We start from the raw sequence: 21261 nt of genomic DNA, 5'->3' as shown, positions 1-21261 counted from the left end.
GTGCCGCTGACGATCGACGCCCCGGCCGTCCTCGGCGTGCTCCTCGCGGGCACGCTCTACGTCCGCGCGGCCCGCCGCCGCGACTGGCCGCCGGGCCGGACGGCGGCGTTCCTCGCCGGGCTCGCGACGATCCTGGTCGTCACCTGCTCACCCCTGGCGGTCTACGACACGACGTTTTTCTGGGTCCGGGCGGTCCAGACGGTCACCCTGCTGATGATCACCCCGCTGCTGCTCGCCCTGGGCGCGCCCATCCGGCTGCTCCTGGACAGCCTTCCGCGCGCGGAATGGCTGCGCCGCCACGGCCGCGGCCCGCTCGCCCGCGCGCTGACGTTCCCGCCGGTCGTCACGCTCGTCCTGGTGGCGCCGGTGCTGGTGCTGTACCTGACCCCGCTGTACGACCTCACCCTGCGCTCGCCGCTCGCCGACGGCCTGGTCCGGCTGATCCTCGTGCTGGCCGGCTTCACCTACTTCTGGACGCGCCTGGGCCTCGACCCGACGCCGCGGCAGGACCCGCACCTGGTGTCGGTGTGGATCGCGTTCGCCGAGGTGGTCTTCGACGGCGCGCTCGGCCTGGTGCTGTGGCTCGGGCCGCTGCTCGCCCCGGCCCACTACGCGGCCGCGCACCCGGGCTGGGGGCCCGACCCGCGCACCGACCAGATCATCGGCGCGGGCGTGCTGTGGATCGGCGGTGACGTCGCAGGCCTGCCGTTCGTCGTCGCGTTGTTCGTGCGGTGGGCCCGCGACGACGAACGGCGTGCGAAGCAGATCGACGCCCAGCTGGACGAAGCACCGGCAACCGGCCTGTGGTGGGAGAACGACCCGGCGCTCGCGGAACGGTTCAAGCGCCGGTGAGCCGCTCAGTCGTGGAACGCGTGCTCCGCCGCCGGGAACTCCCCGCGGCGGACGTCCTCGGCGAACGCCGTCGCCGCGTCCTGCAGCACCGTCGCGACGTCGGCGTAGCGCTTGACGAACCGCGCGGCCTTGCCGCGCCGCAGCCCGGCCATGTCCTGCCAGACGAGCACCTGCGCGTCGCAGTCCGGGCCGGCGCCGATACCGACCGTCGGGATCGCCAGCTCCGCCGTGACGCGCTTGGCCGCCTCGGCGGGCACCATCTCCATCACCACCGCGAACGCCCCGGCCTCCTGCAGTGCCAGCGCGTCGGCGAGCAGCGCGTCCGCCGCTTCGCCGCGCCCCTGCACCCGGTAGCCGCCGAGGTTGTGTTCACTCTGCGGGGTGAAGCCGATGTGGCCCATCACCGGCACGCCTGCCGACGTCAGCGCCTCGACGTGCGCGGCGAACCGCCGTCCGCCTTCGAGCTTCACGGCGTGCGCGCGGCCCTCCTTCATGAACCGGATCGACGTCTCCAGCGCCTGCTGCGGCGAGAGCTGGTAGGACCCGAACGGCAGGTCGGCGACGACCAGCGCGCGCTTGACCGACCGGGTGACCGACCGGACCAGCGGCAGCAGCTCGTCGACCGTGACCGGCACCGTGGTGTCGTACCCGAACACGTTGTTGGCCGCGGAGTCGCCGACGAGCAGCACGGGGATCCCGGCCTCGTCGAACAGGGCGGCGGTGTACATGTCGTACGCGGTGAGCATGGGCCACGGTTCGCCGCGTTCCTTGAGCTCACGCAGGTGGTGGACGCGGACCTTCCGGCCCGGGGCCTTGGCCGCGGGAGCGGCGGGTCCGGTGCCGTACGGGGCGGGTTCTTCGGCGCTGGCAGACATCGTCGTCGACCGTCCTTCCCTCGAGGCCTCGGTGAGGTCCCCGGGTCGTGGAACAGGGGCTTCCCAAAGCGTGACACGCGCCCGTACCGGCCCCAACCGCGTGCGACCAGCTTCACACCCCCGGGGACGACCTCCCGTCAGCCTTCAGGTTGATGTCCGGGGACAACCAATGCGGGTTCACTTACGTCAAGAAGAGGGCATGACCACCGAACGGCCGCGAAAGGCGACGAAACCACCCATGGGAAACCTCGCGAGCTCGCGCCGTCGCCTCCCCGCCTGGAAGGCGAAGGCGGGCGGCATCGTCGCGACCGTGGTCCAGCTGGCCGCGGTGTTCTCGGTGATCCTGCTCTTCACCGGCGGTGCGCACGGCCGCCTGCTCAACGGCATCGACATGGCCTTCTCCGGCCTGAGCGTGCCGACCAGCGAGAGCCTCGTCATGGTGCTGCTGCTGGTGGTGCTCGGCGGTGCCCTGCGCCGCCGCAAGAAGGCGGCGCTGTACACGCTGGTGCTGTTCCAGATCGGCGGCCTGCTGCTCACCCTGGTCCTGCAGGCGACGTTGCTCTGGTCACCCGAACTGCTGACGCTCGGCCCGAAGCAGGTCCGGCACATCCCGGCCCAGCTGTGGGTGCTGACCGTCGCCGACGTCGTCTCGATCGGGCTGATCGTGTTCCTGCTCGCGCTGCGCCCGGCCTTCCCGGCCCGGCTCGCGCCGAGCGCCTGGCGTGACGGCCTGAGCATGCTGTTCGGCGGCTTCGCCGTGGTCATCCTGGTCGGCTGGGGGCTCGCCGAGGCCTTCCCCGGCCACCTCGGCGACACGTGGGAGCGCTTCGCCTGGGTCGTCAACCACGCCACCGGTGAGAACCTGCAGCTGCGCCGGATCGGTGTGGGCGAAGGGCCCGGCTGGCTCGACCTCTTCCTCGACCTCAGCGCGACCGCGGTCGCCACCGCGGCGCTGTACCTGCTCTTCCGCGGCGTGCGCAGCCGGGCCCTGCGGACGGACGACGACGAGCTCCGGCTGCGTCAGCTGCTCGCCGAGCACGGCGAGGACGACTCCCTCGGCTACTTCGCCACCCGGCGCGACAAGAGCGTCGTCTTCGCGCCGAACGGCCGTGCGGCGGTGACCTACCGCGTCCTCGGCGGCACCAGCGTCGCGAGCGCCGACCCGGTCGGCGACCCGGAGGCGTGGCCCGACGCCGTCCGCGCGTGGCTCGACGAGACGCGCCGGTACGGCTGGACCCCGGGCGTGCTCGGGGCCAGCGAACGCGGCGCGAAGGCGTACACCGGCGCCGGCCTGCGGGCGCTGGAAATCGGCGACGAAGCCGTGCTCGACGTCCGCGAGTTCAGCCTGGCCGGGCCGGAACGGCGCTCGGTGCGCCAGGCCGTCAAGCGCATCCAGCGCGCCGGCTACACCTCGCGCGTCCGGCGGCACGGCGAAATCCCCGAGGCCGAGATGACCGAGCTCCTCGCGCGGGCGCAGGCCTGGCGCGGCGCCGAGACCGAACGCGGGTTCTCGATGGCGCTGGGCCGGCTCGGCGACCCCAGCGACGGCCGCAGCGTGATGGTCGAGGCCTACGACGTCCACGGCGAGCTGCGCGGGCTGCTGTCCTTCGTCCCGTGGGGCCGCCGCGGGCTTTCGCTGGACCTCATGCGCCGCGACCGCGACGCCGAAAACGGCCTCAACGAGTACATGATCGCCGAGGTCGTCGCGGCCGCGCAGCACCTCGGCGCGCAGCGGATCTCGCTCAACTTCGCGATGTTCCGCGCGGTGTTCTCCGAGGGCGAGCGGATCGGCGCCGGCCCGGTGCTGCGGGCCTGGCGCGGCATCCTGAGCGTGTTCTCGCGGTTCTTCCAGCTGGAGTCGCTGTACCGGTCGAACGCCAAGTACGGGCCGGACTGGGAGCCGCGCTTCCTCTGCTACTCCTCGGCCCGGCGGCTGCCGCGGGTCGGCATCGTCGCGGGCGCGCTCGAAGGGTTCGTCCCCACCGGACGGGCGCGGTCGCTGCGGCTGGAGACGGTCAGCGAGGGTTTCGTCGCGCGCGTCAAGGAGATCGAGGAGTCGGCGGCGACGCCGGCGCCGAAGACCGTCCGGCGGCCCGAGCAGGTCCGCGTCCGGATCGCCAAGCTCGACAAGCTGCGCGAGGCGGGCATCGACCCGTACCCGGTCGGCTTCCGCCGCGACGACCACATCGGGGACGTCGTGGCGAAGTACGGCGACCTGGCCCCGGACACGAGCACCGGGCACCGGGTCCGGATCGCCGGGCGCGTGCTGAACCTGCGCATCCTCGGCGGGCTGTGCTTCGCCCGCGTCAGGGACTTCAGCGGCGAGATCCAGCTGATGCTGGAGGCCGGCGAGCTGGACCTCGACCGGTGGCGGACCGGGGTCGACCTCGGCGACCACGTCGGCGTCAGCGGTCAGGTCGTGACGTCGAAGCGGGGCGAGCTCTCGGTGCTCGTCGACGAGTGGACGGTCACCGCGAAGTGCCTGCACCCGCTGCCCGACAAGCGCAAGGGCCTGACCGACCCGGAAACGCGGGTCCGGCAGCGCTACCTCGACCTGGCGGTCAACCCGGACTCGACGAACATGCTGCGGCTGCGGTCCACTGTGGTCCGCGCGGTGCGCGACCGGCTGCACCACGCCGACTACCTCGAGGTCGAGACGCCGATGCTGCAGACGGTGCACGGCGGCGCCAACGCCCGCCCGTTCGTCACCCACATCAACGCCTACGACATGCGGATGTACCTGCGGATCGCGCCCGAGCTGTACCTGAAGCGGCTGTGCGTGGCCGGCGTCGAGCGCGTCTTCGAGCTCAACCGCAACTTCCGCAACGAAGGCGTCGACGCGACGCACAACCCCGAGTTCACGATGCTCGAGGCGTACCAGGCGTACGCCGACTACGACACGATGCGGACGCTGACCCGCGAGCTCGTCCAGCACGCGGCCGAGGCGGCGTACGGCGCCCAGGTCGTCCGGCGGCCCGGCGCGGACGGGAAGGTCGTCGAGTACGACATCTCCGGCGACTGGCCCGTCGTGCCGGTCCACGAGGCCGTCTCGGCGGTGTTCGGCGAGGAGATCGACTCGGGGACGCCGGTGGCCGACCTGCGCCGCCTGTGCGTGGCCGCGGGCGTGCCGGTGGGGGAGGACCCGAGCCACGGCGACCTCGTGCTCAAGGCGTTCGAGCACCTCGTCGAGGGCGCGACCGTGCTGCCGACGTTCTACACCGACTACCCGACCGACGTCTCGCCGCTGACCCGCCAGCACCGCGAGGACCCGCGGCTGGCCGAGCGCTGGGACCTGATCGCGTTCGGCTCCGAGGTCGGCACGGCCTACACCGAGCTGACCGACCCGATCGAGCAGCGGCGGCGGCTCGAGGGGCAGTCGCTGCGCGCGGCCAGCGGCGACGTCGAGGCGATGGAGCTGGACGAGGACTTCCTGCTCGCGCTGGAGCACGGCATGCCGCCGACCGGCGGGCTCGGCCTGGGCGTCGATCGGCTGCTCATGATGCTCACCGGCGCGTCGATCCGCCAGACGGTCCTCTTCCCCTTCGTCCGGCCGCAGGCATAACGACTCGGTGGACCTGGTCACGGCGATGGGCCGTGGCCCGGCTCGTCGCTTACGCTCTGCCTCGTGCGCACGGCTCGGATCGCCTCGGCCCTCCTGATGGGGGTGGCCGTCCTTGCGTATTCGGGCTGGCTGCTGGAGTTCTTCCTGCCCACCGGCGTCTCCCCGGTGAACGACCCGGCCTCGGCGCTGCTGGCCGGGCCGCCGGTGTTCCGCGTCCTGCTCGCCGTGTCGGGCGTCGCGTTCGTGCTCGCCGGGCCGCCGCTGCACCGGCTCGGCCCGGTCCAGTGGTCGGCGCGGCTCAGCTCGATCTCGGTGAGCGCGTTCGGCGTGCTCGTGCTGCTGCAGGCCGCCTACCCCGAGCGCAGCGACCTGCTGTCGTCGCTGCTCAGCCTCGTGCTGGTGGCCGGGGTGATCAGCCTGATCCTGTGGTGGCCGCCGGGCTGGCGCGCGCTCGCGGTCACCGGCCTGGTGCTGGTGCTGGCCACCGGGCTGGCCGTCGTGCTCGCCCGGCAGCTGGACGTCTACGAGGGCGTTTTTTCCCGGGCCGAGCTGGTGATCCGCGCGGCCCTGTACGGCATCGGCGGGGCGTACGCCTTCGTGAAGCCCGCGCCGCGGCACGCGCACCGTTAGCGGATTCCGCCCGAAAATGTCGGTGCCGGGTGGCACGATCGCCCGCAGGTGTTTTCGAGCGGAAGGATCGACATGGCGGGAAACGTGCGCCCGGTGGCCGACGAGCGTGACGGGCTGCTGAGCTTCCTGGAGCAGCAGCGGTACGTCCTCAGGTTGGCGGCACACGGGCTGACGGACGAGCAGGCGAGACTCGCCTCGACGAAGAGCACGCTGTCGGTGGGCGGGCTGATCAAGCACGTCGCGGCCACCGAGTACGGCTGGATGGACACGGTGCTGCAGGTGCCGCAGAAGCCGTTCGCCGAGGCGGTCGCGGAGTACGAGGACGCGCACCGCCTGCGCCCGGACGAGACCCTGGCCGGCGTGCTGGCCCGCTACGACGAGGTGGCCGCCCGCACCGCGGAGGTCATCGCGGGCATCGGCGACCTCGGCCAGGCGGTCCCGGTGCCGAAGGGCGTGCCCTGGTTCCCGCAGGACGTCGAGGCCTGGTCGGTCCGCTGGGTCCTGCTGCACCTGATCCAGGAGACGGCCCGCCACGCGGGCCACGCGGACATCATCCGCGAGCACATCGACGGCGCCACGGCCTTCCCCCTGATGGCCGCGGCCGAGGGCTGGCCGGAGTCCCCCTGGATCAAGCCCTGGACCCCCCAACCAGCCTGACCGGCGCCCCGGCTCGCGGCCCCACCGCGAGCCGGCCCCGTGTCGTCCACCCAATCACGCGAGTCGCGCGCCCAGTCACGCGTGATGCCTCCCCAGTCACGTGTGATGCCCCGCCGAGCACACCGAAGGAGGCTCAGAACAGGGTCGGCTCGTCCGCCAGCGCGCCCTCGATCACGAGCATCCGGCGTTTCGTCCCGACGCCACCGCGCGCCGAGAACCCGCCGTCCTTCCCGCCGGCCGCCAGCACGCGATGGCACGGCACGATGATCGGGAACGGGTTGTGCCCCATCGCCTGCCCGACGGCCTGCGCCGACCCCGGCTGCCCGAGCCGGTGCGCGATGTCGCCGTACGTCAGCGTCTTGCCCGGCGGGATCGTCCGCGCGACCTCGTACGCGCGCCGGTTGAACGCCGGCACCCCGGAGAAGTCCAGCGGCACCGAAGCCAGGTCCTGACGCGCGCCGCCGAGCAACGCCACGATCCCGTCCACCGCCTCCTGCACCGCCGACGGCGGCGTCCCCTCGACGGCGTCCGGGAACCGCCGGACCAGCCAGGCGCGGGTCCGCGAAGCACTGCCCTCGGGCAGCGACGTCCCGATCACGACGTCGTCGCGCCAGGCCAGCCCGCACGCGCCGATCGCCGTCTCGAACACCGTGAACCCCGTCGTCATGCCGCTCAGCCTACGACTGAAGAGGGGTACCGCCCCGCCCCGAATGATCGCTAAGTTCGGTTTGGGCGAATTCGAGGAGGACGCGTGCGGCGAATCATCCTGGCGACAGCACTGCTGCTGGGCCTGATCGCGACACCGGCGGCCGCCGACCCCCTGGTCATGCCGCACGTCGTCGTCACGCACCACACCTGGTGGGCCGAACTCGCCATCGAGAAAGCCGGCGGCACGGTCGTCGCGAGCTACCCGCAGATCGGCGTCGTCGTCGCGTACAGCGCGAACGACGACTTCGCCGCGAAGGTCCGGAAAACGCCGGGCATCGACGCCGTCGGCGCGACGCGCACCGCGAAGATCCCGAAGGAGTTCTTCGCGCCCCGCAAGGACCTCCGCTACACCGGGCCGAACTCGCCGAACTCCGGCCAGGTCCCGCCCGAGGGCACCGCATGGGACGTCCCGGCGCTGCACCTGCCCGAAGCGCACGAGGTCACCGACGGCAGCCGCCGCACGCTCGTCGGCGTCCTCGACGTCGGCGTCGACGACACCCACCCGGAGCTGAAAGCCGCGTTCGACGCGAAGAACTCCGTGTCCTGCCTGTCCGGCCGGCCCGACCGCGGCCCCGGCGCCTGGCGGCCGACGCTCGACGGCCACGGCACGCACGTCGCGGGCACGATCGCCGCGGCCCGCAACGGAACCGGCGTCGTCGGCGTCGCCCCGGGCGTCAGGATCGCCGCGGTCAAACTCGCCGAGCTCGACGACAAGGAGACGGCCGAGAGCATGGTCTGCGGCTTCGTCTGGGCCGCCGAGCACGGGTTCGCCGTCACCAACAACAGCTACCGCTCGATCCCGTGGCGCTACAACTGCGACGACCAGCCGGACCAGGCCGCGGCGAAGCTCGCCGTCGGCCGTGCGGTCGCGTACGCGCAACGCCGCAACGTCCTCGTCGTCGCCTCCGCCGGCAACGCCGGGATCAACCTCGACACCCGCTCGGTCGACAAGGAGAGCCCGGCCGACAGCACGCCGGTGGAGCGCCGGATCGACCCGACCTGCACGCGGCTGCCGCACGAGCTCCCCGGCGTCGTCGGCACCGGCGCGCTGGACGAAAAGCTCGTCAAAGCCACCTTCTCGAACTACTCGGCGTCCCGGATCAGCGTCGCCGCGCCCGGCGCGCGCGTCTGGTCGACCTGGCCGAACGGCGAATACCGGTCCGCGAGCGGGACGTCGATGGCCGCCCCGCACGCGAGCGGCGTCGCCGCCCTGATCGCGAGCGAGCACCCGCACTGGAGCGCCGAGCGCATCAAGCGCGCCCTCTTCGCCACGGCGACACCGCAGCCCTGCCCGGACGCCGTCTGCGCACCCACGGAGCACGGAACGACCTACTACGGCCACGGGGTGGTCGATGCGGCGAGGGCCGTCGGCGCGGGATGATGGCGGTCGTGCTCGATCACCTCGTCTACGCCGGTCCGGACCTCGCCGACGCCGTCGCCCGGGTCGCCGCCCTCACCGGGGTCACGCCCGCGCCCGGCGGCCGCCACGTCGGCCTCGGCACCGCCAACCACCTCGCCGACCTCGGCGCGGGGATGTATCTGGAAGTCATCGGCCCCGACCCGGAGCAGCCGGACCCCGGAGCGCCCCGGCCGTTCGGCATCGACGACCTGACCGAGCCGGCGCTGGTCGCCTGGGCGGTCCGCACGACGGACATCGACACGACGATCGCGAAGGCCCGCGCCCACGGCTTCGACCCGGGTGACGCGCGGGAGATGTCCCGCGAAACCGCCGACGGCGAGACGCTGCGCTGGCGCCTGACCCCGCCGAGCGTCCCGGGCACCCTGCACCCGTTCCTCATCGACTGGGGCCCGACACCGCACCCGACGACGCGCGACCTGCCGTCCCTGCCGCTGCTGATGGTCACCGGCACCCACCCGGACCCGGCGTCGGTCCAGGCCGCGACCGACGCCCTCGGCCTCGAACTCCTGGTCCGCCGGGCGCCGAAAGCCGGCCTGACGGCGGCTCTCCGCACCCCGGACGGCCGCCAGGTCGCGTTGAGCTAAGCCTCGCGTGACGTCGTCATCAATCTATTGAGGGGCTACCCGTCCGCCAGTTTGCCGCTTTTGGATAAACAGCAGCAATTGTTTGAGCTGCCCGGATGACTACTTTAGGTAGTCGTCCGGGCGGCTCAGGTCCCCTCAGAGCCCTCTGACTACCAGGAGTAGTCAGAGGGCTTGCTCGGCGGTCTCTATTGACACTTAAGTGTCAATGAGCGAGCTTTTTTTTAATTTGGGGGCGTCGAATTATCTGGGCGTTACCCATCAAGACACTCATTCCCGCGGTGAGTGTCGTGAGTAAGAGGAAGATGAGTGCCCACATCGAACCGACGAGCCCGGCTGCGACTTGCGCGGACGCCGAGCACGCCGCGAGCACAGCGGCGGCGACGATCGGCAAGCGCGTGGACATGATCCCATCCTCCCACACCGTCAGCCCTGGAAGGTCGCGTTGAGCTAGGCCTTGCCCTCGCGCCACAGGTTGGTCATCGGCAGCCGCCGGTCGCGGCCGAACGCCTTGAACGTGATCTTCGTGCCCGGCGGGTACTGGCGCCGCTTGTACTCGGCCTTGTCGACCATGCGCACCACGCGGTCGATGGTCTCCGGGTCGAAGCCCGCGGACACCAGGTCGGCGTACCCGCGGTCGCCCTCGACGTAGTCGTCGAGGATGTCGTCGAGCAGCTCGTAGTCCGGCAGCGAGTCGGTGTCCACCTGGCCCGGCCGCAGCTCGGCCGACGGCGGCTTGGTGATGGAGTTCTCCGGGATCGGCGGGGTTTCGCCGTTCTTCACCGCTTCGGCGTTGCGCCACCGCGCCAGCTGCCACACGTGCGTCTTGAAGACGTCCTTGATCGGGGCGAACGCGCCGACAGCGTCGCCGTAGATCGTCGAGTACCCGACGGCGAGCTCGGTCTTGTTGCCGGTGGCCAGCACCAGGTGTCCGTCCAGGTTGGACAGTGCCATCAGGAGCATGCCCCGCGTGCGCGCCTGGATGTTCTCTTCGGCGAGCCCGGTCAGGGAAAGCTGGTCGACGTACACGCGCACCATGTCCTCGACCGGCTCGACGCGGTAGTGCGCGCCGAGCCGCTGCGCGAGGTCGGCGGCGTCGTCCTTCGAGTGCCCCGAGGAGTACTTCGACGGCATCGAGACGCCGTAGACGTTGTCGCCGCCCAGCGCGTCCGCGGCCAGCGCGGCGCAGACCGCCGAGTCGATGCCGCCGGAGAACCCGAAGGTGACCGACGAGAACCCGTTCTTGTGCACGTAGTCCCGCAGCCCGACGACCAGCGCGTGCCACACCTCGGCCTCGTCGGACAGCGGCTCGCTGATCACCGGCGTGGCCGTCGGCTCGTACGCCGGCAGCGGGTCCGCGCTCAGCACCCGGCGCCGGACGTGCAGGCCTTCGAGTTCGCCGTCGGCGGCGTGCCCGCCCGAGGCGAGGTCCATGTCCAGCACCAGCAGGTGCTCGACGAACTGCGGCGCCCGGGCCAGCAACGTGCCGTCCGCGCCGACGACGAGCGAGTCGCCGTCGAAGACGAGGTCGTCCTGCCCGCCGATCTGGTTGGTGTAGACCAGCGGCGCCCCGGCTTCGGCGGCCCGGCGCGCGATCAGCGGCAGCCGTTGCTCGTCCTTCGACCGCTCGTAGGGCGACGCGTTCGGCGCCACGACCAGGTCGACCCCGGCCCGGCCCAGCGCCGAGATCGGCCCGCCGTCCTGCCAGAGGTCCTCGCAGATGACCATGCCGATGTCGAGCCCGTGGAACCGGACGACGTCGAGCGTGGTGCCGGGCTTGTACCAGCGGTGCTCGTCGAAGACGCCGTAGTTGGGCAGGTGGTGCTTGAACTGCCGGGCGACGACCTCGCCGCGGTAGAGCGCCGCGGCGGCGTCGCGCGGGCCGACGTCGTCGAGGTCGAGGTAGCCGATGTAGGTGAGCACCTCACCGCAGCCGGCTTCGTCGAGCCGGCGCGCCAGCGCCTCGACGCCCTGCCGCGAAGCGGCGGCGAAGGTCTTGCGCAGCGAGAGGTCCTCGATCGGGTAGCCGGTCAGGGACATCTCGGGGAAGACGACGACGTGCGCGCCGGCCTCGGCGGCCCGCCGCGTCCACTCGACGTGCAGCTCGGCGTTGCCGTCGAGGTCGCCGACGGTGGGGTTGACCTGGGCGAGCGCGATGCGCAGTTGCGGCATGCCGCCATTCTGTCCCACCGTCACCCGGAAGGCCGAGCGAATGTGGGGGAAATCGAAAGCCCCCGCCCGGCGAACCGGACGGGGGCCTCCGAAGGCGGAACTACTTCCGCTTGATCATGCTCCGGACCTTCTTGATGGTCTGCTCGAAGTCCGAATCGAACGGGTTGTCGTGCACCAGGTAGGTCCACGTCGTGTTCGCCCGCCGCACGCCGGCGTCGCCGAGGTCGATGCCCTCGTCGGTCAGCTCGGCCTCTTCGAGCGTCTTCGCCGCCCGGGAGTCGGCCTCGGCGATGATCTTGTGGAACTCCGGGATCGCCGCGCGGTGGAACTCGTCCAGCGGCGTCTCCCGGGCCAGTGCCCGCAGGTGGATGCTCTCGCGGACGTCGGTCAGGTACGCCAGGTGGTCGGACCAGAGCTGGTCGATGTGGAACAGCAGCACCTCGCGGCACACCTGCTCCAGCTTGTCCTGGTCGTCGAGCTTCTCCTTGAGCTCGCCGAACTTCTCCGGGTGCGCTTTCTCCAGCACCTCCGCCGCGTACGCGGTGCGAAGCACCTTGTCGCGGTGCACCAGCAGGTCGCGCCGCTGCCGCTCGATCAGCCGCGTGTAGCGCCAGGTGTTGCGGTGGATCTCCAGGTCGACACCCTCGGCGACGCGCTGGGCGTGGTTGAGCTGCCGCAACGCCGCCGGGTCCTTGATCTCGCCGGTCTCTTCGTCGTCGACGATGCCCTCGGGCACGTCCGGCGCGTTCGACAGCACTAGCTCGTCATTCAGGCTCGCGAAGAAGATCGCGCTGCCCGGGTCGCCCTGGCGGCCGGAGCGGCCGCGCAGCTGGCCGTCGAGCCGGCTCGACGGGTACCGCGCGGTGCCGATGACGTGCAGCCCGCCCAGCTCGACGACCTCGTCGCGGGTCGCGCCGTCGGTGCCGCCCAGCCGGATGTCGGTACCGCGGCCGGCCATCTGGGTGGACACGGTGACCGCGCCCTTCTTGCCGGCCTCGGCGATGATCGCGGCCTCTTCGGCGTCGTTGCGCGCGTTGAGCACGACGCACTCGAGGTCGACCTTCGCCAGCTTCTCGGCCAGCTCTTCGGACTCGGCGACGTCCTGGGTGCCGACGAGGATCGGCCGCCCGGTCTCGTGCACCGTGCGGATCTCCTCCTCGATCGCCCGCAGCTTCTGCGACGGCGAAGCGAAGATCCGGTCTTCGAGGTCCTCGCGGATGTTCGGGGTGTTCGGCGGGATGACCGCGACCTCGAGCTCGTAGAATTCCCGCAGCTGCTCGGCGACGGCGACCGCGGTACCGGTCATGCCGGCGACCTCCGGGTACCGCGCGAGCAGCGCCTGCACGGTGATCGAGTCGAGGATCTCGCCGCGGTCGGTCGCGGTGACCTGCTCCTTCGCCTCGACGGCGGCCTGGAGGCCGTCCGGCCAGCGCTGCAGCTCGGCGACGCGGCCGCGGGCGGCGTTGATGAGCTGGACCTTGCCGTCGCGGACCAGGTAGTCGACGTCGCGGGTGAGCAGCGCGTGGGCGTGCAGGGCGACGTTCACCGCGGCCAGCCGGTCGGACGCCTGCTCGTTGAACAGGTCGTCGACCTCGATGCCGAGCGATTTCGCGACGACGGACGAACCGGCGTCGGTCAGCCAGGCGTTGCGGCCTTCGCTGTCGGTCTCGTAGTGCAGGTTGAGCCGCAGCCGCCGGACGATCTTCGCGACCTCTTCGTCGGCGTCGCTGCGGTCGATCGAGCCGGCCATCACCAGCGGGACGCGGGCCTCGTCGACCAGCACCGAGTCCGCCTCGTCGACGATCGCGACCTCGGGGTCGGGCTGGACCAGGTCGTCGACCGAAGTCACCAGCCTGTCCCGCAGCACGTCGAAGCCGATCTCGGCGACGGCGCCGTACGTGACGTCCTTGGCGTACGCCTCGCGACGCTCTTCCCTCGAGTGGGACGGCTCCACCCAGCCGACCGACACGCCGAGCAGCTCGTACACCGGGCCCATCCACTCCGCGTCGCGGCGGGCCAGGTAGTCGTTGACCGTGACGACGTGAACGCGCTTTCCGCGGATCGCGTACCCGGCCGCGGCCAGCGCACCCGCGAGGGTCTTGCCCTCACCGGTCTCCATCTGGACGACGTGCTTGGTGAGCAGGCCCATCGTGCCCAGCACCTGCACGTCGAACGCCCGCTCGCCCAGCGCCCGCCGGGCGGCCTCGCGGCCCAGCGCGCACACCTCGATCAGCTGGTCGTCGCCGAACGCGGTGTCCTTCAGCGTCTCGCGGAGCTTGCCCGCCCGCTCGGTCAGCTCCTCGTCGGAGAGCTTCTCGAGCTCGGGTTCGAGCTTTTCGACCGCGGGCAGCAGTGCTTCGTAGCGGGTCAGCTCCACGCTGCCCGGCCGCTGGATGATCCGGCGGAGCTTCTTGCCCATCCGGCTGATCAGTGCTGCCACCCCTGGTCTCCCGTTCTCTCTCGCTCGACCGGCCTCCACCACCCAACGCGACGGTGGTGCGTTCGAGTTCCGCGGCCGGATGGGACGATCCAACCGTGTTCCCTCATCCCAGCGCCAGGTCCCATCGTCGCCGGATCACCGCGATCGCGACGTCCGTGCTGCTCGCGGCCTCGCTGGCCGCGTGCACGTCCTCCGGCAAGACCGAGCCGCCCGCGCCGACGACCGAGTCGCACCCGCCGTCCGGGCCGGTGCCCGCCGGGCTGGAGCGGTTCTACGGCCAGAGCCTGAGCTGGGCCGACTGCGCACCTTACGCGACGTCGGAAGACTCGCGATCGGCGTTCCAGGCGAAAGACGTCCAGTGCGCGCGGCTGACCGTGCCGCTGGACTACGCGAACCCGGCGGGGGACACGATCACCCTCGGCCTGCTCCGCCGCAAGGCCACCGGCGAGAAGATCGGGTCGCTCGTGGTCAACCCGGGCGGGCCGGGCGCCTCGGGGATGGTCGCGGCCGCCGGCCTCGGCAAGCCGGTGACCAGCACCGGCCTGGGCAAACGCTTCGACCTGGTCGGATTCGACCCGCGGGGGATCGGCGCGAGCCAACCGGCCATCCACTGCCTGACCGATCAGGAGCGGGACGCCGACCGCGCCGACGACAGCGAGACCGACGGCTCGCCGGCGGGCGTGCTGAAGCAGGAATCGCAGGAAAAGGACTTCGCCGCCAAGTGCGCCCAGCGCACCGAGGACGGCACCGGAATGCTGGCCAACGTCGGCACCCGCGACGTCGTGAAGGACCTGGACGTCCTCAGGTCGGTCCTCGGCGACGAAAAGCTCACCTATTTGGGCTACTCCTACGGCACCCGGATCGGGTCGGCGTACGCCGAGGCGTTCCCGAAGAACGTCCGCGCCATGGTCCTCGACGGCGCGGTCGACCCCGAGCAGGACGCGGTCGAGTCGCTCGTCGCGCAGGGCCAGGGCTTCGGGACGGCGTTCACGCAGTTCGCGAAGTCGTGCACGGCCCAGCAGGACTGCGCGCTGGGCGCGGACGCCGGCAGCGCGGTCACCGCGTTCCAGAACCTCGTCCGGCCGCTGATCGACTTCCCGGTGCCGGTCGGCGACGGCCGCAAGCTCTCCTACGAGGACGCCACCACCGGCGTCATCCAGGCGCTCTACCAGGAGAGCCTCTGGGACACCCTGAACACCGGCCTCAACGAGCTGAAGCAGCAGCGCGGCACGACGCTGGAGAAGCTCGCCGACATCTACAACGAGCGCGACTCCGACGGCAAGTACGGCACCACGCAGGACGCGTTCACGGCGATCCGCTGCGTCGACGACCCGCGCGTCACGGACCCGCAGGTCATCCTCAAGGCGCAGGAGGAGTACGTGAAGGTGGCGCCGTTCCTCGACGACGGCCGCCCGGCTTCGGCGGCTCGTGACGCCTGCGCGTTCTGGCCGGTGCCGAACACCTCGGAGCCGCACGTGCCGAACGTCGAAGGCCTGGCGAAGACGCTGGTCATCTCGACGACCAACGACCCGGCGACGCCGTACCAGGCCGGCGTCAACCTCGCGAAGGGCCTGAAGGGCGCACTGCTCACCTTCGAGGGCACCCAGCACACGGTGTTCCTGCAGGGCGTGAAGTGCGTGGACGAGGCAGGCACGGACTACCTGGTCGACGGCACGGTGCCACCGGACGGCAAGCGCTGCTCGGGTCAGTAGTCACGCCTGCTTGGTGAGCGACAGCTCGATCATCACCGGGCTGAGGTGGTTGTCCGGCGGCGGGATCTGCACCCACAGGCGGGCGAAGCGCCGCGGGCCGCCGTCGTCGGACACCCAGACCTTGACGTTGAGGTCGGCGGTGACCGCCGCGAGCACGCTGTGCGCGACCGCGGCGGGCACCCGGCCGGCGACCCGCAGCGCGGGCGCGCCGTCGACGTTCTCGCGGCCTTCGGTCTTGGCGTCGGTGACCCCGTCGAGCAGCCGCTTCAGGCCGCCTTGCGGGCCGAGGAACGCGCTGACCGGATACGGCGGCTCCTGGCTGTCGTGCACGTCGAAGGGGAACTTGGTGTGCCCGTCCCCGTCCTGGACGTCGGCCGTGCCGGTCGCGTGGCCGCCGTCGTCCAGGGTCGCGTCACCCTCGATCTGGCGGAGCGGGAAGCCCGGCAGCACGCCGTTCACACCGGCGGCGAAGTGCACGCTCCGCACCGCGGCGAACGACGTCGCCGCCTCGCGGACCAGGTCGGCGCCCGCCGGGAACGGCCCGCGCGTGTCGGGTGACCCGGTGCAGCCGGCCGTCAGGAGAAGCGCGAGCAGCAGCGCGAGGCGGGGCATGGCGTGAGCCTACTGTTGGCCAGAATCTTGCGGATGATGTCCTTCCGGCCACTGTCGCCGTCACGCGCGCGCGATGAGACTGCCTGAGTGACCGTTCAGACCCGCCCTGCCCCGAAGCTGCACCGCGCCTGGCTGATCGCCGGCGCCGCCTTCGTCGCGCTGCTCGCTTCCGCCGGCTTCCGCGCCGCCCCCGGCGTCCTGATCGACCCGCTGCACGAAGAGTTCGGCTGGTCCCGCACCACCATCAGCTCGGCCGTCTCGGTGAACCTCGTGCTCTTCGGCCTCTTCGCGCCCTTCGCGGCCGCGTTGATGGAGCGCTTCGGCATCCGGCGCGTCTCGGCGACGGCGTTGACCGTCATCGCCCTCGGCGCGGGCGGCACGGTGTTCATGACCGCGAGCTGGCAGCTCGTGCTCTGCTGGGGCGTCCTGGTCGGGCTGGGCACCGGCTCGATGGCCATGGGTTTCGCCGCGATGGTCGCGACGCGGTGGTTCGAGCAGCGCCGCGGCGTCGTCACCGGCGTCCTGACCGCCGCGGGCGCCACCGGCCAGCTGATCTTCCTGCCGCTCATCGCGAACCTGGCGGTGACCTCGGGCTGGCGCACGGCGTCGCTGGTCATCGCGATCGCCGCGCTGGCCGTCGTCCCGGTGGTCCTGCTGGTGATCCACGACCACCCCGCCGACGTCGGCATCACGGCCTACGGCGCGCCCGCGGACGCCGAGGTCGCCCGCCCGGCGCCGGCGACCGGGTCGGTCCGCCGCGCGCTGTCCGTGCTGGGCCAGGCCGCCCGCACCCGGACGTTCTGGCTGCTCGCCGTCGGCTTCGCGATCTGCGGCGCGACGACCAACGGCCTGGTCGGTACCCACTTCGTGCCGGCCGCGCACGACCACGGCATGCCGCAGACCACGGCGGCGAGCCTGCTGGCACTGGTCGGCGTCTTCGACGTCGTCGGGACGATCTTCTCCGGCTGGCTCACCGACCGCGTCGACCCGCGGATCCTGCTCGGCGTCTACTACGCCCTGCGCGGGCTCTCGCTGGCCCTGCTGCCGCAGCTGTTCACCGACTCGGTGCAGCCGAGCATGTGGGCGTTCATCCTGTTCTACGGCCTCGACTGGGTGGCCACGGTCCCGCCGACGGTCGCGCTCTGCATCCGCGCCTTCGGCGACGCCGGCCCGATCGTGTTCGGCTGGGTCTTCGCCTCCCACCAGCTCGGGGCCGCGGTCGCCGCGTCGGCCGCCGGCCTGGTCCGCGACCAGCTCGGGAACTACACGCTGGCCTGGTATTCCGCCGCCGTGCTGGCCGTGATCGCGTCGGTCGCTTCGCTGGCCATCACGCGGGCGAAGAAACCCGTCCCGGTACTCGCGACGTGACTTAGGCGGCCACGGCGCGTCGTGAAACATGCCGTTAACACGCTGTGGTTAGGGTGCGGCCATGGATCGCCAGCAGGAATTCGTGCTCCGCACGCTCGAGGAGCGCGACATCCGTTTCGTCCGACTCTGGTTCACCGATGTGCTGGGGTTCCTCAAGTCCGTCGCGGTCGCGCCGGCCGAGCTCGAAGGCGCTTTCAACGACGGGATCGGCTTCGACGGCTCGGCCATCGAGGGCTTCGCGCGCGTCTACGAATCGGACATGGTCGCCAAGCCCGACCCGTCGACCTTCCAGGTCCTGCCCTGGGAGACCCCCGAGGGCGGCCCGTACTCGGCTCGCATGTTCTGCGACATCGCGATGCCCGACGGCTCGCCGTCGTGGGCGGACCCGCGGCACGTCCTGCGCCGCCAGCTGTCGAAGGCCGCCGAGGCGGGCTTCACCTGCTACGTCCACCCCGAGATCGAGTTCTTCCTGCTCTCGAACATGCCCGACGACGGCAGCGAGCCGGAGCCCGCGGACAACGGCGGCTACTTCGACCAGGCCAGCCACGCCACGGCGACGCACTTCCGGCGGCACGCCATCGAGACCCTCGAAGCGATGGGCATCTCGGTCGAGTTCAGCCACCACGAAGGTGCCCCCGGCCAGCAGGAGATCGACCTTCGCTACGCCGACGCGCTGACCATGGCCGACAACGTGATGACGTTCCGCTACGTCGTCAAGGAGGTCGCGCTGACCCAGGGCGTGCGCGCGACGTTCATGCCCAAGCCGTTCACCGACCAGCCCGGCTCGGGGATGCACACGCACGTCAGCCTGTTCGAAGGCGACCGCAACGCGTTCTACGACGCCGAGGACCCGCACGAGCTGTCGGAGACCGGCAAGGCCTTCGTCGCCGGGGTGCTCCACCACGCCAAGGAGATCTCGGCGGTCACCAACCAGTGGGTGAACTCCTACAAGCGCCTCATCAGCGGCAGCGAGGCTCCGACGACGGTGTCGTGGGGCCGGGCGAACCGCTCGGCGCTCGTCCGGGTCCCGATGTATTCACCCGGTAAGGCGTCATCCCGCCGGGTGGAAATCCGCACGCTGGACTCGGCGTGCAACCCGTACCTGGCGTACTCGGTCATCCTGGCCGCCGGGCTCAAGGGCGTCGAGAAGGGCTACGAGCTGCCGCCGCCCGCCGAGGACAACATCTGGCAGCTCAGCGAGGCCGAGCGCCGCGCCGCCGGGTACTCGCAGCTGCCGCAGAACCTGGGAGAAGCCCTGTCCGAGATGGAGAAGTCCGAACTGCTGCCGGAAGCGCTCGGCGAGCACGTCTACGACTTCTTCCTCCGGAACAAGCGCGTGGAGTGGGACAACTACCGGAGCGCGGTCACCCCGTACGAACTCCGAACCCTCTTGCCGGTGCTCTGATGGGGCGGCGGCCGGTGCTCCTCGCGATCCTGGCCGCCGCACTCGTCCTCGTTCCCGCGGCGCCCGCTTCCGCCTCGCCCGCCGCGCGCTTCGACCTCGACTCCGCCGACATCCCGGCCCTGCAGGCGCGGATGGCGTCGGGCCGGCTCTCCGCGGTGGGCCTGACCAGCACTTACCTCGACCGGATTCACCGGATCGACGGTAAGGTCAACGCGGTCCTGGCGCTCAACCCTGCGGCACTTTCCCAGGCTTCGGCCAGTGACGCGCGGCGTCGCGCGCACCGGCTGCGCGGCCCGCTCGACGGCATCCCGGTGCTGGTCAAGGACAACGTCGACACGCGCGACCAGTGGACGACGGCCGGGTCGCGGGCGCTGCGCAGCCGCCCGGCCGCGGACGCCACACTGATCACCCGGTTGCGTGATGCCGGCGCGGTGATCCTCGGCAAGGCGAACCTCTCCGAATGGGCGAACTTCCGCGCCGCGAAGCCGACGTCCGGCTGGTCGGGCGTGGGTGGGCAGACGAACAACCCGTACGTGCTGGACCGCAACCCGTGCGGGTCGTCCGCCGGGTCCGCGGCCGGTGTGGCGGCGTCGCTGGCCCAGGTGGCGATCGGCTCGGAGACGGACGGCTCGATCGTGTGCCCGGCCGGGATGACCGCGACGGTCGGGCACAAACCCAGTCTCGGCCTGGTCAGCCGCACCGGCGTGGTGCCGATTTCGGCCGAGCAGGACACGGCGGGCCCGATCGCGCGCAACGTCGTCGACGTGGCGCTGACGTTGTCGGTCCTGCAGGGGCGGGACCCGTCTGACCCGGCGACGCTCACGTACCCCCGGACCCAGCCGGAGGACTACGCGAAGCTCCTCCGCCCGGGTGTCCTGCGCGGCGCGCGGATCGGCCTGTGGCGGCTCCCGGTCCTCGGCCCGGCGACCGACGCGATCATGACGTCGGCCCGGAATTCCCTGGTCAAGGCCGGTGCGACGGTCGTCGAAGTGACTCCGCCGTACCAGCCGCGCCTGCTGGAGCTCGAGTTCCCGGCACTGCTCACGGAGTTCCACCGGGACATCGACGCCTACCTGGCGACCCGCCCGGCCGGGCCCCGGAACCTGGCCGAGCTGATCGCCTACAACCGCGCGGACCCGCTGGAGCGGACGTGCTTCGCCGGTCAGGAGCTGTTCGAGCAGGCACTGGCCGCCCCGCCGCCCACGGACCCGGGCTACCTGGCCGCGCGCGCCGAGCTTTCGGACCTCGCCCGCCGGTCGTTGGACGAGACCCTCTCCGCGTACGGCCTGGACGCGATCGCGTCGCCGACCAACCCGCCGGCGTGGAAGACGGACTGCGCGGTGGGCGACAACGACGTGATCCCGTCGTCGACGCCGGCCGCGGTCGCGGGCTATCCCGACGTCACCGTGCCGGCCGGGCTCGCCGGACCGCTCCCGGTGGGGATCTCGTTCATGGGCGCCCGGTGGTCCGATGCCCGGGTACTGGCGTTGGCGGCGGACTTCTCGAGGGTCGCGCCGGCGCGGGTTCCGCCGCGGTACCTGCCGACGCTGCCGAAGTAGGGGCGGTTCGCCGGCCCGGAACCCTCCGCCCTTCGCGCGCGAGGTCGCCGGCCGTTGTCGCCGCCGCGTCGTGCCCGCCGTGCCGTCGTAGCCGTCCGTAAGCACGCTGACCTGCGGCGATGCCGTTAAGTGACCCCCCTGTTTTGGGGCGGTTCGGGGGCATGTAATCTTCTCTTCGTCGCCAGGAACACCGGGTCACACCGGGGCCGCAAGCCCCGGAGACCAGGCCGGGACGAGCGGGTTGACACCGCGGATCGGACCGGGTAATGTTCAGCGTCGGCCCACGAGCGGCCGCCGACCCCCTACGACTAAACCCGTAGGCTGAGGCATGCTCGACCAAAAGCTTGTGAATATCGCTTGGAACAACTGCCGAGGATTTAGCCGCCGATAACGCGGACGGATTCAGAGTGTGTTGCTTGAGAACTCAACAGTGTGCTAGTGAACTAAGCCAGTAGAGCTTATGTATTGAACCTCGTATGAGGTTCCTTTGAGAGCAAGTATTTTGCCTCGATTGAATTCGAAGACATTGTTGGAGAGTTTGATCCTGGCTCAGGACGAACGCTGGCGGCGTGCTTAACACATGCAAGTCGAACGCTGAAGCACCTTCGGGTGTGGATGAGTGGCGAACGGGTGAGTAACACGTGGGTAATCTGCCCTGCACTCTGGGATAAGCCTTGGAAACGAGGTCTAATACCGGATATCACAATC

Annotated in this window: 16 protein-coding genes and 1 rRNA gene; 11 read left to right on the top strand and 6 right to left on the bottom strand. The window is 71.2% G+C overall.

The window, feature by feature from the left end:
• Complete coding sequence (locus ACWED2_RS02485; RefSeq protein WP_449688662.1) at positions 1 to 852, top strand: cytochrome c oxidase assembly protein; 852 nt, start codon at positions 1 to 3, stop codon at positions 850 to 852.
• A 5-nt stretch (positions 853 to 857) separates the two neighbouring features.
• Here the strand turns inward: ACWED2_RS02485 and panB are convergent, their stop codons facing one another.
• Positions 858 to 1727 carry a 3-methyl-2-oxobutanoate hydroxymethyltransferase gene (panB, locus tag ACWED2_RS02480; RefSeq protein WP_449688661.1) on the bottom strand — a complete coding sequence of 290 codons (870 nt, stop codon included), beginning with the start codon at positions 1725 to 1727 and terminating at the stop codon, positions 858 to 860.
• Between the two features lie 238 nt (positions 1728 to 1965).
• On the opposite strand from panB, the gene lysX reads away from it, so the two are divergent.
• The 3 genes from lysX to ACWED2_RS02465 all read left to right on the top strand — a co-directional run bounded on the left by lysX (position 1966) and on the right by ACWED2_RS02465 (position 6576).
• Entirely contained in the window at positions 1966 to 5289 is a 3324-nt protein-coding gene (gene lysX, locus ACWED2_RS02475) for a bifunctional lysylphosphatidylglycerol synthetase/lysine--tRNA ligase LysX (protein WP_449688991.1), read from the top strand.
• A gap of 63 nt (positions 5290 to 5352) precedes the next feature.
• Positions 5353 to 5919: a hypothetical protein gene (locus tag ACWED2_RS02470; RefSeq protein ID WP_449688660.1), complete on the top strand. Its 567-nt coding sequence runs from the start codon at positions 5353 to 5355 to the stop codon at positions 5917 to 5919.
• 72 nt (positions 5920 to 5991) lie between these two features.
• Complete coding sequence (locus tag ACWED2_RS02465; RefSeq protein WP_449688659.1) at positions 5992 to 6576, top strand: DinB family protein; 585 nt, start codon at positions 5992 to 5994, stop codon at positions 6574 to 6576.
• A gap of 133 nt (positions 6577 to 6709) precedes the next feature.
• Here ACWED2_RS02465 and ACWED2_RS02460 read toward each other — a convergent pair whose 3' ends face one another.
• Positions 6710 to 7243, bottom strand: coding sequence for a methylated-DNA--[protein]-cysteine S-methyltransferase (locus ACWED2_RS02460; RefSeq protein WP_449688658.1), 534 nt, complete (start codon positions 7241 to 7243; stop codon positions 6710 to 6712).
• Positions 7244 to 7327: 84 nt separating this feature from the next.
• Here ACWED2_RS02460 and ACWED2_RS02455 point away from each other — a divergent pair, with 84 nt between their 5' ends.
• Both ACWED2_RS02455 and ACWED2_RS02450 read left to right on the top strand, forming a co-directional pair.
• The gene (locus ACWED2_RS02455) at positions 7328 to 8665 is read left to right on the top strand and encodes a S8 family peptidase (protein WP_449688657.1); all 1338 of its coding nucleotides are present in this window, start codon (positions 7328 to 7330) and stop codon (positions 8663 to 8665) included.
• A gap of 8 nt (positions 8666 to 8673) precedes the next feature.
• On the top strand, positions 8674 to 9288 hold the full coding sequence (locus tag ACWED2_RS02450) for a VOC family protein (protein ID WP_449688656.1): 615 nt from the start codon (positions 8674 to 8676) through the stop codon (positions 9286 to 9288).
• A 202-nt stretch (positions 9289 to 9490) separates the two neighbouring features.
• On the opposite strand, the gene ACWED2_RS02445 is transcribed toward ACWED2_RS02450, so the two are convergent.
• From ACWED2_RS02445 to secA2, 3 genes are all read right to left on the bottom strand, one after another.
• A complete protein-coding gene (locus ACWED2_RS02445; protein WP_449688655.1) occupies positions 9491 to 9691 on the bottom strand; it encodes a hypothetical protein in 201 nt (66 codons plus the stop codon).
• Positions 9692 to 9735: 44 nt separating this feature from the next.
• Positions 9736 to 11457, bottom strand: a complete 1722-nt coding sequence (locus ACWED2_RS02440) for an NAD+ synthase (RefSeq protein ID WP_449688654.1) — start codon at positions 11455 to 11457, stop codon at positions 9736 to 9738.
• Between the two features lie 100 nt (positions 11458 to 11557).
• Complete coding sequence (gene secA2 / locus ACWED2_RS02435; RefSeq protein ID WP_449688653.1) at positions 11558 to 13897, bottom strand: accessory Sec system translocase SecA2; 2340 nt, start codon at positions 13895 to 13897, stop codon at positions 11558 to 11560.
• A 155-nt stretch (positions 13898 to 14052) separates the two neighbouring features.
• Between secA2 and ACWED2_RS02430 the strand changes: the two genes are divergently transcribed.
• The gene (locus tag ACWED2_RS02430) at positions 14053 to 15609 is read left to right on the top strand and encodes an alpha/beta hydrolase (protein WP_449688990.1); all 1557 of its coding nucleotides are present in this window, start codon (positions 14053 to 14055) and stop codon (positions 15607 to 15609) included.
• Here the strand turns inward: ACWED2_RS02430 and ACWED2_RS02425 are convergent, their stop codons facing one another.
• Positions 15610 to 16221, bottom strand: a complete 612-nt coding sequence (locus ACWED2_RS02425; RefSeq protein ID WP_449688652.1) for an LppX_LprAFG lipoprotein — start codon at positions 16219 to 16221, stop codon at positions 15610 to 15612.
• A gap of 87 nt (positions 16222 to 16308) precedes the next feature.
• On the opposite strand from ACWED2_RS02425, the gene ACWED2_RS02420 reads away from it, so the two are divergent.
• The 4 genes from ACWED2_RS02420 to ACWED2_RS02405 form a co-directional block, all read left to right on the top strand.
• The gene (locus ACWED2_RS02420; RefSeq protein WP_449688651.1) at positions 16309 to 17589 is read left to right on the top strand and encodes an MFS transporter; all 1281 of its coding nucleotides are present in this window, start codon (positions 16309 to 16311) and stop codon (positions 17587 to 17589) included.
• Positions 17590 to 17650: 61 nt separating this feature from the next.
• Entirely contained in the window at positions 17651 to 18994 is a 1344-nt protein-coding gene (glnA, locus tag ACWED2_RS02415) for a type I glutamate--ammonia ligase (RefSeq protein ID WP_449688650.1), read from the top strand.
• A complete protein-coding gene (locus ACWED2_RS02410; protein WP_449688649.1) occupies positions 18994 to 20553 on the top strand; it encodes an amidase in 1560 nt (519 codons plus the stop codon). The genes glnA and ACWED2_RS02410 overlap by 1 nt, the downstream gene beginning before the upstream one ends.
• A 526-nt stretch (positions 20554 to 21079) precedes the next feature.
• Positions 21080 to 21261, top strand: a 16S ribosomal RNA gene (locus ACWED2_RS02405); the annotation flags it as partial.

It is taken from the genome of Amycolatopsis sp. NPDC005003 (genome assembly GCF_053600695.1).
The sequence above is the reverse complement of the archived record's forward strand: the minus strand, read 5'-3'. Positions and strand labels throughout refer to the sequence as shown.

What these genes read in the sequence shown, in the direction of transcription:
- panB (WP_449688661.1), bottom strand. Translation starts at nt 1,727, where the DNA reads ATGTCTGCCAGCGCCGAAGAACCCGCCCCGTACGGCACCGGACCCGCC.
- lysX (WP_449688991.1), top strand. Translation starts at nt 1,966, where the DNA reads ATGGGAAACCTCGCGAGCTCGCGCCGTCGCCTCCCCGCCTGGAAGGCG.
- ACWED2_RS02465 (WP_449688659.1), top strand. Translation starts at nt 5,992, where the DNA reads ATGGCGGGAAACGTGCGCCCGGTGGCCGACGAGCGTGACGGGCTGCTG.
- ACWED2_RS02460 (WP_449688658.1), bottom strand. Translation starts at nt 7,243, where the DNA reads ATGACGACGGGGTTCACGGTGTTCGAGACGGCGATCGGCGCGTGCGGG.
- ACWED2_RS02445 (WP_449688655.1), bottom strand. Translation starts at nt 9,691, where the DNA reads ATGTCCACGCGCTTGCCGATCGTCGCCGCCGCTGTGCTCGCGGCGTGC.
- ACWED2_RS02440 (WP_449688654.1), bottom strand. Translation starts at nt 11,457, where the DNA reads ATGCCGCAACTGCGCATCGCGCTCGCCCAGGTCAACCCCACCGTCGGC.
- ACWED2_RS02425 (WP_449688652.1), bottom strand. Translation starts at nt 16,221, where the DNA reads ATGCCCCGCCTCGCGCTGCTGCTCGCGCTTCTCCTGACGGCCGGCTGC.
- glnA (WP_449688650.1), top strand. Translation starts at nt 17,651, where the DNA reads ATGGATCGCCAGCAGGAATTCGTGCTCCGCACGCTCGAGGAGCGCGAC.
- ACWED2_RS02410 (WP_449688649.1), top strand. Translation starts at nt 18,994, where the DNA reads ATGGGGCGGCGGCCGGTGCTCCTCGCGATCCTGGCCGCCGCACTCGTC.